This is a genomic window from Mycobacterium sp., from assembly GCF_049683355.1.
Classification (GTDB): domain Bacteria; phylum Actinomycetota; class Actinomycetes; order Mycobacteriales; family Mycobacteriaceae; genus Mycobacterium.
Genome location: NZ_JBAUJB010000097.1, coordinates 17465 through 30683, shown reverse-complemented (window position 1 = coordinate 30683; position 13219 = coordinate 17465). Strand labels below are relative to the sequence as shown.

At 66.9% G+C, this 13219-nt stretch carries 9 protein-coding genes; 5 read left to right on the top strand and 4 right to left on the bottom strand.

Annotated elements, in window-relative coordinates; translation table 11 throughout:
* The 4 genes from WA944_RS06035 to treZ all read left to right on the top strand — a co-directional run.
* A partial coding sequence (locus tag WA944_RS06035; RefSeq protein ID WP_526646560.1) for an SGNH hydrolase domain-containing protein occupies positions 1–1079 on the top strand: 1079 nt, incomplete at its 5' end.
* A complete protein-coding gene (gene glgX / locus WA944_RS06030; RefSeq protein WP_526646558.1) occupies positions 1079–3232 on the top strand; it encodes a glycogen debranching protein GlgX in 2154 nt (717 codons plus the stop codon). The genes WA944_RS06035 and glgX, both read left to right, overlap by 1 nt.
* A 3-nt stretch (positions 3233–3235) precedes the next feature.
* Entirely contained in the window at positions 3236–5527 is a 2292-nt protein-coding gene (treY, locus tag WA944_RS06025; RefSeq protein ID WP_526610966.1) for a malto-oligosyltrehalose synthase, read from the top strand.
* Complete coding sequence (gene treZ / locus WA944_RS06020) at positions 5520–7253, top strand: malto-oligosyltrehalose trehalohydrolase (RefSeq protein WP_526646556.1); 1734 nt, start codon at positions 5520–5522, stop codon at positions 7251–7253. The genes treY and treZ overlap by 8 nt, the downstream gene beginning before the upstream one ends.
* 5 nt (positions 7254–7258) lie before the next feature.
* Here treZ and ilvA read toward each other — a convergent pair whose 3' ends face one another.
* On the bottom strand, positions 7259–8548 hold the full coding sequence (gene ilvA, locus WA944_RS06015) for a threonine ammonia-lyase IlvA (RefSeq protein WP_163890479.1): 1290 nt from the start codon (positions 8546–8548) through the stop codon (positions 7259–7261).
* A gap of 143 nt (positions 8549–8691) precedes the next feature.
* Here ilvA and WA944_RS06010 point away from each other — a divergent pair, with 143 nt between their 5' ends.
* Positions 8692–8919, top strand: a complete 228-nt coding sequence (locus WA944_RS06010; RefSeq protein ID WP_526374649.1) for a hypothetical protein — start codon at positions 8692–8694, stop codon at positions 8917–8919.
* A gap of 9 nt (positions 8920–8928) precedes the next feature.
* Here the strand turns inward: WA944_RS06010 and dnaE are convergent, their stop codons facing one another.
* The 3 genes from dnaE to WA944_RS05995 form a co-directional block, all read right to left on the bottom strand.
* Complete coding sequence (gene dnaE, locus WA944_RS06005; protein WP_526646554.1) at positions 8929–12483, bottom strand: DNA polymerase III subunit alpha; 3555 nt, start codon at positions 12481–12483, stop codon at positions 8929–8931.
* A 71-nt stretch (positions 12484–12554) separates the two neighbouring features.
* Entirely contained in the window at positions 12555–12761 is a 207-nt protein-coding gene (locus WA944_RS06000) for a hypothetical protein (RefSeq protein WP_526374645.1), read from the bottom strand.
* Positions 12761–13216 (bottom strand): TetR/AcrR family transcriptional regulator, encoded by a 456-nt coding sequence (locus WA944_RS05995; RefSeq protein ID WP_526374643.1) that lies wholly within the window; start codon positions 13214–13216, stop codon positions 12761–12763. Before WA944_RS05995 ends, WA944_RS06000 begins: the two co-directional genes overlap by 1 nt.
* Between the last annotated feature and the right edge of the window lie 3 nt (positions 13217–13219).

Here is a 13219-nt window from a genome sequence, read left to right as displayed (position 1 = left end):
CAATGCGCTTCGTCGAAGAGCCGTTGCGCACCCGCAGTGCTTCAGCGGTCGCTCGTGGCACAGCCGTCGCTCCGCGATCCTCGGTGGTCCGGCGCAGCCGACTGCGCCGGCCGACGATCGTGCTCGGGTCCGTCGTGGCGCTGCTCGGCGTGGCGTTGACCGCGACGTCATTCACCTGGCGCGAGCACGTGACGGTGCTGCGCGCGAACGGCAACGAGCTGGCCGCGCTTTCCCCGCGCGACTACCCGGGCGCACGCGCGCTGGTCGACAACGTGAGGGTGCCCAAGCTGCCGATGCGCCCGACCGTGCTGGAGGCCGAAGACGACATCCCGCAAACCACCCTCGACGGATGCATCAGCAACTTCGAAAACGCCAGCGTCATCAACTGCACCTACGGAGACGCAAACGCGTCGCGCACCATCGCCCTGGCCGGCGGTTCGCACGCCGAGCACTGGATCACCGCACTGGACCTGCTGGGCCGGTTGCACGACTTCAAGGTCGTCACGTACCTCAAGATGGGCTGCCCGCTGACGACGGCGGAGAAGCCGCTGGTGATGGGCGACAACCGCGAGTACCCGCGGTGCCGTGAATGGAACAAGCGGGTGATGCCGATGCTCATCGCGGACAAGCCCGACTATGTCTTCACGACCTCGACCCGCCCGTGGAACATCAAGCCCGGCGATGTCATGCCGTCCAGCTACCTGGGCATCTGGGAAGAGTTGTCGGAGAACGACATTCCCATCCTCGCGATGCGGGACACACCATGGCTGGTGCGGGACGGGGAGCCGTTCTTCCCCGCGGACTGCCTGGCCGACGGCGGCGATGCCACATCGTGCGGGATCGAAAGATCCGAAGTACTGTCGGATCACAACCCGACACTGGACTACGTGGCGGAGTTTCCGCTGCTCAATCCGCTCGACATGAGTAACGCGGTGTGCCGCCCCGATCATTGCCGAGCCGTGGAGGGAAATGTGCTGCTCTATCACGACTCTCACCACATCTCCAGTACGTACATGCGCACCATGACCGGTGAGTTGGGCCGCCAGATCGCCGCCGTCACCGGCTGGTGGCGGGCCTGATGCCGACCCCCGAACCGACGTCCACTCCGACCGTCTGGCCAGGTTCCTCCTACCCCCTGGGCGCCACCTACGACGGCGCCGGTACCAACTTCTCGCTGTTCTCCGAGGTCGCCGACCGGGTGGAACTGTGCCTGATCGGCAAGGACGGCCGCGAGCACCGGATCAATCTCGAGGAAGTCGACGGCTACGTCTGGCACTGCTACCTGCCGACGGTGACGCCGGGGCAGCGCTACGGTTACCGGGTGCACGGACCGTGGAGTCCGTCGTCCGGGCACCGCTGCGACCCGAGCAAGCTGCTGCTCGATCCGTACGGCAAGTCTTTTCACGGCGAGTTCGACTTCACCCAGGCGCTGTTCTCCTACGACCTGCGGGCCGACGACCTGGCCAGCGGGGGTGAGCCGCCGCACGTCGACTCACTGGGGCACACCATGACCAGTGTGGTGATCAACCCGTTCTTCCAGTGGGGATCCGACCGCGCCCCCCGCACGCCCTACCACGAGACCGTCATCTACGAGGCGCACGTCAAGGGGATGACGCAGGCGCACCCGGGCGTTCCCGCGGAACTGCGCGGGACCTACGCCGGCCTGGCGCACCCGGTGATCATCGACCACCTCAAATCGCTCAACGTCACCGCGATCGAGTTGATGCCGGTGCACCAGTTCCTGCACGACCATCGACTACTCCAGCTGGGACTGCGGAATTACTGGGGCTACAACACCTTCGGCTTCTTCGCCCCCCACCACCAGTATGCGGCGAACAAGCATGCCGGCGGCGCGGTCGCCGAGTTCAAGACGATGGTGCGGGCGTTTCACGAGGCGGGCATCGAGGTGATCCTCGACGTGGTCTACAACCACACCGCCGAAGGCAACCATCTCGGGCCCACCATCAACTTCCGCGGCATCGACAACGCCGCCTACTACCGGCTGCTCGACGGCGACAACCGGTACTACAAGGACTTCACCGGCACCGGCAACAGTCTCAACGCGCGTCACCCGCACACGCTGCAACTGATCATGGACTCGCTGCGGTACTGGGTTCTCGACATGCACGTCGACGGGTTCCGGTTCGACCTGGCCGCCACCCTGGCGCGGGAGTTCTACGACGTGGACCGACTGTCGGCGTTCTTCGATCTCGTCCAGCAGGATCCGGTCATCAGCCAGGTCAAGCTGATCGCCGAACCGTGGGACATCGGCGAAGGGGGCTACCAGGTCGGGAACTTCCCAGGTTTGTGGACCGAATGGAACGGGAAGTATCGCGACACTGTGCGTGATTACTGGCGGGGCGAGCCCGCAACACTGGGCGAGTTCGCATCCCGGCTGACCGGGTCGTCGGACCTCTACGAGGCGACGGGTCGGCGCCCCAGCGCCAGCATCAACTTCGTCACCTGCCACGACGGCTTCACCCTCAACGACCTGGTGTCCTACAACGAGAAGCACAACGAAGCCAACGACGAGGACAACCGCGACGGCGAGAGCCACAATCGGTCCTGGAACTGCGGCGTGGAGGGGCCCACGGAGGATCCGGCGATCCTCGGTCTGCGGTCCAAGCAGATGCGCAACATCCTGGGCACGCTGATGTTGTCGCAGGGCACCCCGATGATCGCGCACGGCGACGAGATCGGCCGAACCCAGCGGGGCAACAACAACGTCTACTGTCAGGACTCCGAACTGTCCTGGATGGACTGGTCGTTGTGCGAGACCAACGCCGACCTGCTCGAGTTCGCCCGCAAGGTGGTCAAATTCCGCAGGGATCATCCGGTGTTCCGACGCCGGCGGTTCTTCGAGGGCAAACCGATCCGCACCGGCACCCAGGCCAGGGACATCGCCTGGCTCACCCCGGCCGGCAACGAGATGGCCGCCGAGGATTGGGAGGCCGGGCTCGGACAGTGCGTCGCGGTGTTTCTCAACGGGCAGGCCATCCCGGCGCCCAACGAGCGCGGGGAAGGGGTCTTCGACGACTCCTTCTTAATGTGCTTCAACTCTCACGACGAAGTGGAAGACTTCGTCGCACCGCGGGCCGACTACTACGCGCGGGAGTGGACGGCCGACCTGGACACCGCCGACCCGACGGGTGACACCGAACTGGTGGTGGCCGCCGGGGAGAAGATCTCGGTGCAGCCACGTTCCTTACTCGTCCTGCGAAAGACCGCCTGACACATGCGAATCCTATCGACATACCGGCTGCAGATGCGTGGACCGGCCAGCGGCGAGGCGTTCACCTTCGCCGACGCGGAGAAGCTCGTCGACTATTTCGCCGAACTCGGTGTCTCCCATCTCTACCTGTCCCCCATCCTGACCGCGGCCGAGGGATCCAGCCACGGTTACGACGTCACCGACCCCACCACGGTGTCGGCCGAACTCGGCGGCGCAGACGGTCTGCAGCGACTCGCGGACGCGGCGCACAGTCGCAACCTCGGCTTGATCGTGGACATCGTGCCCAACCATGTGGGCGTCGACGTGCCCCGCCAGAACCGGTGGTGGTGGGACGTGCTGACCCACGGCAAAGAGTCGGCTTTCAGCTCGTACTTCGATATCGACTGGACGCTGGACCCGGACGGCCGAATCGTGTTGCCCGTCCTGGGTTCTGACGAGGACGTCGCCGACCTGGCGGTCGACGGCGAGGTGCTGCGGCTCGGCGATCTGCAATATCCGATCCGCCCCGGCACCGGAGACGGCACCGGCGCCGAGGTCCACGATCGGCAGCACTACAAACTGATCGGCTGGCGCAACGGCTCCTGCGGCTATCGGCGCTTCTTCTCGATCACCTCGCTGGCAGGTCTGCGCCAAGAGGACCGCGCGGTCTTCGACGCCTCGCACGCCGAGGTGGGCCGGTGGTTCGCCGAGGACCTCGTCGATGGTATACGCATCGACCATCCGGACGGATTGTCCGACCCCGCAGGTTATTTGACCTGGTTGCGGGAACTCGCGGGACCAGAGGCCTGGATCGTGGTCGAGAAGATCCTCGCGGTCGACGAGCCGCTGGACCCCAGCCTGCCCGTAGCAGGCACCACCGGGTACGACGCGCTGCGCGAAGCGGGCGGCCTGTTCGTGGACCCGACCGGTACCGAATCGCTGACCGCGCTGGTCGATTCGGCGGGCGGCGACCATGCGGCTGCCGAGACTGCCCGTGGCCTCAAGGTGAAAGCCGTCACCGAAACTCTGGCCAGCGAGTTGCGCCGGCTGCGCCGGGCCGTCGTCGGGGCCACCGGACGTGACCACGAAAGACTCCCCGACGCGGTGGCCGCGCTGCTGAGCCGCATCGGCGTCTACCGCTCCGATTACCTGACACTGACGTCGGTGCTTCCGGTGGCCGTCGCCGAGACCACCTCGGCCCAGCCGGAACTCGCCGAGCCGCTCGCTCTGTTCATGACCGCGATGACCCGCAGCCCCGAGGTGGGCGTGCGACTGCAGCAGCTGTGCGGCGCGGCTACCGCAAAGGCGATGGAAGACTGCCTGTTCTACCGCGACGCCCGGCTGGTGTCGCTCAACGAGGTGGGCGGCGAACCGGAGTACTTCGGCGTGAGCGCTGCGGAGTTCCACCGGCGCGCCGCGGACCGGGCAGCGCTGTGGCCGCACGCGATGACCACCCTGACCACCCACGACACCAAGCGCGGCGAGGACGTGCGCGCCCGCATCGGGGTGCTGTCGCAGGTTCCCTCGCTGTGGAGCGAACTGGTCCGTGGCTGGGAACGGACCACTCCCTCCCCCGACCCGCTGACCGGACTGTTCTTGTGGCAGAACATTTTCGGCGTCTGGCCTGCCGACGGGACGGTGAGCACCGAACTGCGGCAACGCCTGCACGGTTACGCGGAGAAGGCCATCAGGGAAGCCGCACTGCACACCACGTGGAACGACCCGAACGTGGAGTTCGAGACCGCGGTGCACGATTGGCTGGATGCGGTGCTGGACGGACCGGTGGCGGTGGAGTTGACCGCGACCCTGGCCAGACTGGACGAGCATGCCCGCGCAGATGCGCTGGGCCAGAAGTTGGTCGCGCTCACGGCCCCCGGTATCCCGGACGTCTATCAGGGCACCGAGCTCTGGGAGGACAGCCTGGTCGATCCGGACAATCGACGGCCGGTCGACTATTCGCTGCGCCGCGAGCAGGTGGCCGCCGACTCGCACCCCAAGATGCGGGTGGTGCGCGCGGCGCTGCAGTTGCGCCAACAGCGACCTGACACATTCCTGTCCGGCGGCTATCGCCCGGTGCCCGCCGACGGCGATTCCGCCGAGCACGTCGTGGCGTTCCTGCGCGGTGACGACGTGCTGGTCGCCGTCAGCCGGTGGACAGTCCGGTTGGCCGACAACGGTTGGGGTGAGACCACCTTGGTGCTTCCCGACGGCCGCTGGAACGATGTCCTGAGTGGCTCTACACACACCGGCGGGGTTCCGGCGGGCGAGCTGTTCGGTGCGCTGCCGGTGGCATTGTTGGTGCGCGCCGATGGCTGAGCACGAGTTCACTGTCTGGGCACCCCGACCCGACCGGGTCCGCCTCGACGTTGACGGTGCGCTGCACCCGATGACGCGCACCGACGACGGATGGTGGCACGCGGTCGTCGACGCCGCTCCGGACGCGCGCTACGGCTTCCTCGTCGGCGACGATCCGAAGGTGCTGCCCGATCCCCGCTCCCCGCGACAGCCCGAAGGCGTCCACGAACGCTCGCAGCTGTGGCGAGCCTCGCCTGAGGCGTGGAGCGACGAGGGCTGGCGAGGGCGCTCCATCGAGGGCGCGGTGATCTACGAAATGCACGTCGGGACGTTCACCCCCGCGGGCACATTCGATTCGGCGATCGAGAAGCTGGGGCACCTGGTCGATCTCGGTGCCGACTTCGTCGAGTTGATGCCTGTCAATGCGTTCGGCGGCACACACGGCTGGGGCTACGACGGGGTCCTCTGGTATGCGGTGCACGAACCCTACGGTGGTCCCGACGCCCTGATCCGGCTGATCGACGCCTGCCACGCCCGCGGACTCGGTGTGCTGATCGACGCGGTCTTCAACCATCTCGGCCCCTCGGGGAACTATCTGCCCGAGTTCGGGCCCTATCTGTCGACGGGCAGCAACCCCTGGGGCGAATCGATCAACATCGCCGACGCCGACGCCGACCCGGTGCGCCGCTACATTCTCGATTGTGCGCTGCGCTGGATGCGTGACTTCCACGCCGACGGGCTGCGACTGGACGCCGTGCACGCTCTGGTGGCCACCACGGCCATCCCCATCCGCGAGGAGCTGTCGGCCGAGACCGATGCTCTGGCAACCGAAGTCGGGCGGCCGCTGTCGCTGATCGCCGAAAGCGACATGAACGACCCGAGGCTGATCACGCCGCGCGACCAGGGCGGTCTCGGCATGACCGCACAGTGGGACGACGACATCCACCACGCGATCCACTCCGCTGTCTCCGGTGAACAACAGGGCTACTACGGCGACTTCGGCACCCTCGAGACACTGGCGCAGACCCTGCGGCACGGCTACTTCCACGCGGGCACGTACTCGTCGTTCCGGCACCGTCGGCACGGACGGCCACTGGACACCGCGACGATCCCGGCCACCCGTCTGTTGGCCTACACGCTGACCCACGACCAGGTGGGCAACCGCGCGATCGGTGACCGGCCGTCGCAGAATCTGACCACCGGCCAGCTCGCGATCAAGGCGGCCCTCGCACTCGGCTCCCCCTACACGGCGATGCTGTTCATGGGTGAGGAGTGGGCGTCGTCGTCGCCGTTCCAGTTCTTCAGCTCCCATCCCGAACCCGAGCTTGCCCGGGCGACGGCGGAGGGCCGCAAGAAGGAGTTCGCCGAGCACGGCTGGGACGCCGACGAGATCCCCGACCCGCAGGATCCGGCGACGTTCGAACGCTCGAAGCTGAACTGGGGCGAGGTCGGCGACGGCGAGCACGCCCGGCTGCTCTCCTTCTACCGCAGCCTGATCGCGCTGCGCCGCAGCGAGTCCGACTTCGGCGATCCCTGGCTGGACCACCTGAAGATCACCTACGACGAAGATCGGCGGTGGTTTCTCATGCAGCGCGGCAACTTCACCATCTCGTGCAATCTCGGCGACCACCCGGTGGACGTGCCCGTCACCGGCGAGGTCGTGCTGGCCTTTGAGGAACCGGAGACGGGCGTCGACCACACCCGGCTTGCCGGCCATTCTGTCGCGATCCTGCGTGCCGCGACCTGATCGCCTCAGGTCAGGTAGCGGTAGGTCGGCGAACCCGGCTCAAGCAGTTCGACGTGGCACTCCGAGGTCTGCATCCGCGCGATCAGCCCCTCCAGATCCGACGCCGACCCCATCTCGATACCGACGAGCGCCTCGCCGGTCTCGCGGTTGTTGCGCTTGACGTACTCGAACAACGTGATGTCGTCGTTCGGGCCGAGCACCTCATCGAGGAACCGGCGCAGCGCGCCGGGCTCCTGCGGGAAATCGACCAGGAAGTAATGCTTGAGCCCCAGGTGCACCAGGGAGCGCTCGAGGACCTCGCCGTAGCGGGACACGTCGTTGTTGCCGCCGGAGATCAAGCAGACCACCGTCGAGCCCGGCTGGATGTCGGCGTCGAGCAGGGCCGCCACCGACAGCGCGCCCGCTGGTTCGGCGATGATGCCTTCGTTCTGGTACAGGTCGAGCATCGCGGTGCACACCGCACCCTCGTCGACGGTGGTGATGGACACCATGTCCCCGGCCGCCGACAGCGCGGCGAACGGCAGCGTGCCCACCCGGGCGACGGCTGCCCCGTCGACGAACTGGTCGACGTGTTCGAGTGTCACCGGCGTTCCGCTGGCCAGCGCGGCCACCAGCGCCGCTGCGCCGGCCGGCTCCACCCCCAGGACCGAGGTCGTGGTGGTCCGCTCGGCCAGGTAGGTGGTGATCCCACTGATGCACCCACCCCCGCCGACCGGCACGATCATCAGGTCCGGCTCCCCGCCGAGCTGGTCGAGGACCTCCACCGCGATCGTGCCCTGGCCTGCCATCGTCCGGAGATCGTCGTACGGCGGTACCAGGGTTGCGCCGGTGCGCGCGACGTCCTCGCGGGCAGCCTCGGCCGCCATGTCGTAGGTCTTGCCGCCCACGATCAGCTCGATGTAGTCGCCGCCGTGATAGCGGATCCGGTTGCGCTTCTGCTTAGGCGTCTTGGCCGGAACGTAGACCCGCCCGTGCACCCCCATCGACCGGCAGGCCAGGGCGAAACCCTGGGCATGGTTGCCGGCGGACGAGCACACCACCCCGGCGGCCTTCTCTTCGGGACTCAGCTGCATCAACAGGTTGTAGGCACCCCGCAGCTTGTATGAGCGCACTTCCTGCAGGTCCTCGCGCTTCAGGTAGACCTGGGCACCGGTCAGTGCCGACAACCGATCGCTGAGCTGCAACGGCGTGCGGGACACCACGCTGGAAATTCGCCGAGCTGCCTCGTCGACATCCGAGGCACGCAACGGCGCCTCGGGATCGATGCGAAGGCTCTGGCTCAGCTCAGCGGACACCGCACAATGGTGCCACCGCAGCGCACCGCAGCAAAAACGGATTCAGCCGGCCCGGCCGACAGGTAGCCGGGCTAGCCAAATCGCACGTCCACAATCGGGATTTCGGCTAGCCGAAACCTTTCGTACGAGCTATCGTCATTTGTATGACCACCGCCGAACAGTTCCGCGAAGCCGTGACGCATCCGGCGTCGACGGTTTCGGTTGCCGAGGTGCCGTGGCCCGCCTACAAGGTGCTGGCCCTGCTGGTGGGTCTGCTGGTGTTCGCGGTGGTCATGGTGGCGACCACCACCGCCGCCACCGCGGTCCTCAGCGGAGCAGGCGTCGGCACGTTGGTTTGGCTCGTCCTGGGGTTGCCCGGCTCCTCACGCTGAGCACCGAGATCAACCGCCCAGGCACCCGGGGCCCAACAGCGCCTTCAGGTCGCCCATCAATGCCGAGGACGGGGTGACCCGCAGCGACTGATCCAGCTCCAGCGTCGTGGTGCGCTCGCCGCTGATCAGTCGCAGATGCACCTGGGCGGTGCCCGGGTGACGTACCAGCACCTGCTTGAGCGCGCTGACCTTGTCGACCGTGCACTGCCGGGTGGGCAGGCTCACCGCGACCGGACGGTTCGCCTGGGCGGTCGAGAAGTCCGGAACAACAAGCTCATTGGCGATCAGCGAGATTCGGTCATCTCGGATCGCGACCTTGGCGCCGACCAGCACGACGACATCGTCGGCGATCTCGGCACCGAACATCGAGTAGGTCTGCGGGAAGAACAGCACCTCGATACCGCCGGTGAGGTCTTCCAGCTGAGCCGAGGCCCACGGCAACCCGTTCTTGTTGACCCGGCGGTTCACCGACGCGAGGATCCCACCGATCCGGACCTGCGTGTCGTTGGCAACGTCCCCGTCCAGGATGGCCGGGATGGCGGTGTCGACCTGGGCGGCGAGCAGATGAGCGATCCCGTTGAGCGGGTGACCTGACACGTAGAGGCCCAGCATCTCGCGCTCGAGCGCGAGCTTGTGCTTGTCGTCCCACTCCTCGTCGGGCACCTTGATGGTGAACACCGAGTCCGCAGCGCCGGAGTCGGCCCCGCCGAACAGGTCGAACTGCCCCATCGCCTCAGCCTTCTTGGTCCCGAGCACCGAGTCGACGGCGTCGGTGTGCACCAGGAACAAGCCCTTACGTGGGTGCCCCAGCGAATCGAATGCCCCGGCCTTGACCAGCGATTCGGTCACCTTCTTGTTGCACGGCCCGATGTCGATCTTGTTGAGGTAGTCGGAGAAGTCGGTGAACTTGCCCTTCTCGTTGCGGGTGTTGATCAGCGACGCCACGACGTTCGCGCCGACGTTGCGGACCGCGCCGAGCCCGAAGCGGATGTCGGTGCCCACCGAGGCGAAGTTCTGCGCCGACTCGTTGACGTCAGGCGGTAGCACCGTGATGCCCAGCCGCCGGCAGTCGGCCAGGTAGACCGCGGCCTTATCCTTGTCGTCACCCACCGACGTGAGCAGCCCCGCCATGTATTCGGCGGGATAGTTGGCCTTGAGATAGGCCGTCCAGTACGACACCAGCCCGTAGCCGGCGGCGTGCGACTTGTTGAAGGCGTAGTCGGCGAACGGAAGCACCGTGTCCCACAACGCCTTGACGGCGGCCGCCGAGAATCCGTTGGCCTTCATGCCCTCGGAGAAGCCCTCGAACTCCTTCTCGAGGACCTCCCGCTTCTTCTTGCCCATGGCCTTGCGCAGAATGTCGGCTCGGGCCAGCGAATAGCCGGCGACCTTCTGCGCGATCCGCATGATCTGCTCTTGGTAGACGATCAGGCCGTAGGTCTCGGACAGGATCTCGCGCAGCGGCTCTTCGAGCTCCGGGTGGATCGGCTTGATGGCCTGCCGCCCGTTCTTACGGTCGGCGTAGTCGTTGTGGGCGTTCATCCCCATCGGCCCGGGACGGTACAACGCGATGACGGCGACGACGTCCTCGAAGCCGGTGGGCTGCATACGACGCAGCAGGTCGCGCATCGGTCCACCGTCGAGCTGGAACACTCCGAGGGTGTCACCGCGCCCGAGCAGTTCGTAGGCCGCCGGGTCGTCCAGCGGAACGGTGTCCAGGTCCAGATCGATGCCGCGATTGGCTTTGATGTTCTCGATCGCGTCACCGATGATCGTCAGGTTCCGCAGGCCCAGGAAGTCCATCTTGAGCAGGCCGATGGCCTCACACGACGGGTAGTCCCAGCCGGTGATCACCGCACCGTCCTGCGGGCGGCGCCACAGCGGGATCGCGTCGATGAGCGGTTCGGAGCTCATGATCACCGCACAGGCGTGCACTCCCGCGTTGCGGACCAGACCCTCGAGGCCCCGCGCGGTCTCGTAGATGGTCCGCACGTCCGGGTCGGTGTCGATCAACGCCCGGACCTCGGCGGCCTCCTTGTACCGCTCGTGCGCCGGATCGGTGATCCCCGACAGCGGGATGTCCTTGGCCATGATGGGCGGCGGCAGCGCCTTGGTGATCCGGTCGGCTATGGCGAATCCGGGCTGGCCGTAGTGCACTCTGGCCGAATCCTTCAGCGCCGCCTTCGTTTTGATGGTGCCGAATGTGATGACCTGGGCCACCCGGTCGCTGCCCCACCGGTTGGCGGCGTACCGGAGCATCTCACCGCGGCGGCGGTCGTCGAAGTCGATGTCGATGTCGGGCATCGACACCCGCTCGGGGTTGAGGAACCGCTCGAACAGCAGCCCGTACGGGATCGGATCGATGTTGGTGATTCCCATCGCGTACGCGACCAGCGATCCTGCAGCCGACCCGCGGCCCGGGCCCACCCGGATGTCCACCGAGCGGGCATAGCCGATCAGGTCGGCGACGATCAGGAAGTAGGACGGGTAACCCTTCTCGCAGATGACCTTGATCTCGTAGTCGGCGCGGTCGGTGTACTCCTGCGGCACCCCGCCGGGAAACCTGCGCTGCAGCCCGGCCGCGACCTCGTGGCGCAACCAGGTCTCCTGGGTGTGCCCCTCGGGCACCGGGAACACCGGCATCCGGTCGAGCGGCTGCCACACCTCTGTATAGGGCTGCACCCGCTCGGCGATCAACAGGGTCGAGTCGCAGGCACCGGGCACCTGGTCATCCCACAGGGCGCGCATCTCGGCGGCGGACTTGAGGAAGTATCCGTCGCCGTCGAACTTGAAGCGGGCCGGATCCGACAGCGTCTTGCCGGTCTGGATGCACAGCAGCGCCTCGTGGTTGTGCGACGCGTCGCGGGTCACGTAGTGGCAGTCGTTGGTGGCCAGCGGCGGGATGTTCAGCTTGCGGCCGACCTCGAGTAGCCCCTCGCGGACCCGGGTCTCGATGGACAGGCCGTGGTCCATCAGCTCCAGGAAGAAGTTCTCCGGGCCGAAGATGTCCCGCCACTTTGCCGCGGCCTCCAGCGCCTCGCGCTCATGGCCCAGCCGCAGGCGGGTCTGCACCTCACCCGAGGGGCAGCCGGTGGTGGCGATGATGCCCTCGGCGTGCTCGGCGATCACCTCGGCGTCCATCCGCGACCACTTGCCGAGCTGACCCTCGAACGATGCCAGCGACGACAACTTGAACAGGTTGCGCAACCCGGTGGCGTTCTCCGCGACCATCGTCATGTGGGTGTAGGCGCCGCTGCCCGAGACGTCGTCACCCTTCTGGCTCGGGTCGCCCCACTGCACACGCTTTGTGTCGAAACGTGACGCGGGGGCGATGTAGGCCTCGACGCCGATGATCGGCTTGATCCCGACCTCGGTCGCCTTGTTGTAGAACTCGCTGGCGCCGAACATGTTTCCGTGGTCGGTCATCCCCACCGCGGGCATCTGCAGCCGCTGCGCCTCGGCCAGCATCGGGCTGATCTTCGCGGCGCCGTCCAGCATCGAGTACTCGGTGTGGTTGTGCAGGTGAACAAAAGACCCTGAGGACCGCCAGTCTGAACCGCTCATAGGGTGGCCAGTCTATGACCGGCCACCGACAGCGCGCGGCGTGTCGCAGTGCGTGTCTCGCGTTGTTCGGATCAGGCTTGCACCGGCGCGCCGACCCGCTGGTCCAGCAACCCGGTTTCGAACATCCGGAGCAGTTGCCTGGCAATCGCGGTGGCCCCGGTGGCGTCGACGAAGCCGGCGTAGAAGCCCATCCCCCAGAACAGCGCCGCCAGCATGTCCGCCACCGCGCGCGGATCGGAATCGGCGGCCAGCTCCCCGTGTGCGATCGCCTGCATCACTATCGAGTGGTAGAAGCCGTGCACCGAGGCGACCACGGCGTCGGCCGCGTCGGTGCGGGCCGGCCGCGGTGGAGTTCGAGCCTGGCGGTCACCAGGAACTGCATCGCCGCGGCATCGGGCAGGATCAACCGCTGCATCTGCTCGATGAACACCGTCAGCTGATTCTGCAGCCCGCTCTCCCTCTGAGCGGCCACGGCACATTCCGCGACCCGCGTGTAGGCGTCGCGGAGCAGGATCTCGTACACCTCGTCACGGGTGGCGAAATAGTAGTGAAGGGTCGGCCTGCTCACCCCGGCGCGCAGCGCGATCTGCTGAAACGTCGCCGCGTGGTAACCACGCTCGGCGATGACCGCACGGTCGGCATCGAGGATCTGCACCCGCGTGGCCTCAGAGTCCGAACCCACCGGACGGCCGCGGCCCCGCGTTCGGGGCGGGGTCAGAGGTCCGGGCTCCACGAG

Excerpts from the sequence above, each read along its gene's own strand:
- glgX (WP_526646558.1), top strand. The coding sequence starts at position 1,079 with ATGCCGACCCCCGAACCGACGTCCACTCCGACCGTCTGGCCAGGTTCC.
- treY (WP_526610966.1), top strand. The coding sequence starts at position 3,236 with ATGCGAATCCTATCGACATACCGGCTGCAGATGCGTGGACCGGCCAGC.
- treZ (WP_526646556.1), top strand. The coding sequence starts at position 5,520 with ATGGCTGAGCACGAGTTCACTGTCTGGGCACCCCGACCCGACCGGGTC.
- WA944_RS06010 (WP_526374649.1), top strand. The coding sequence starts at position 8,692 with ATGACCACCGCCGAACAGTTCCGCGAAGCCGTGACGCATCCGGCGTCG.
- dnaE (WP_526646554.1), bottom strand. The coding sequence starts at position 12,483 with ATGAGCGGTTCAGACTGGCGGTCCTCAGGGTCTTTTGTTCACCTGCAC.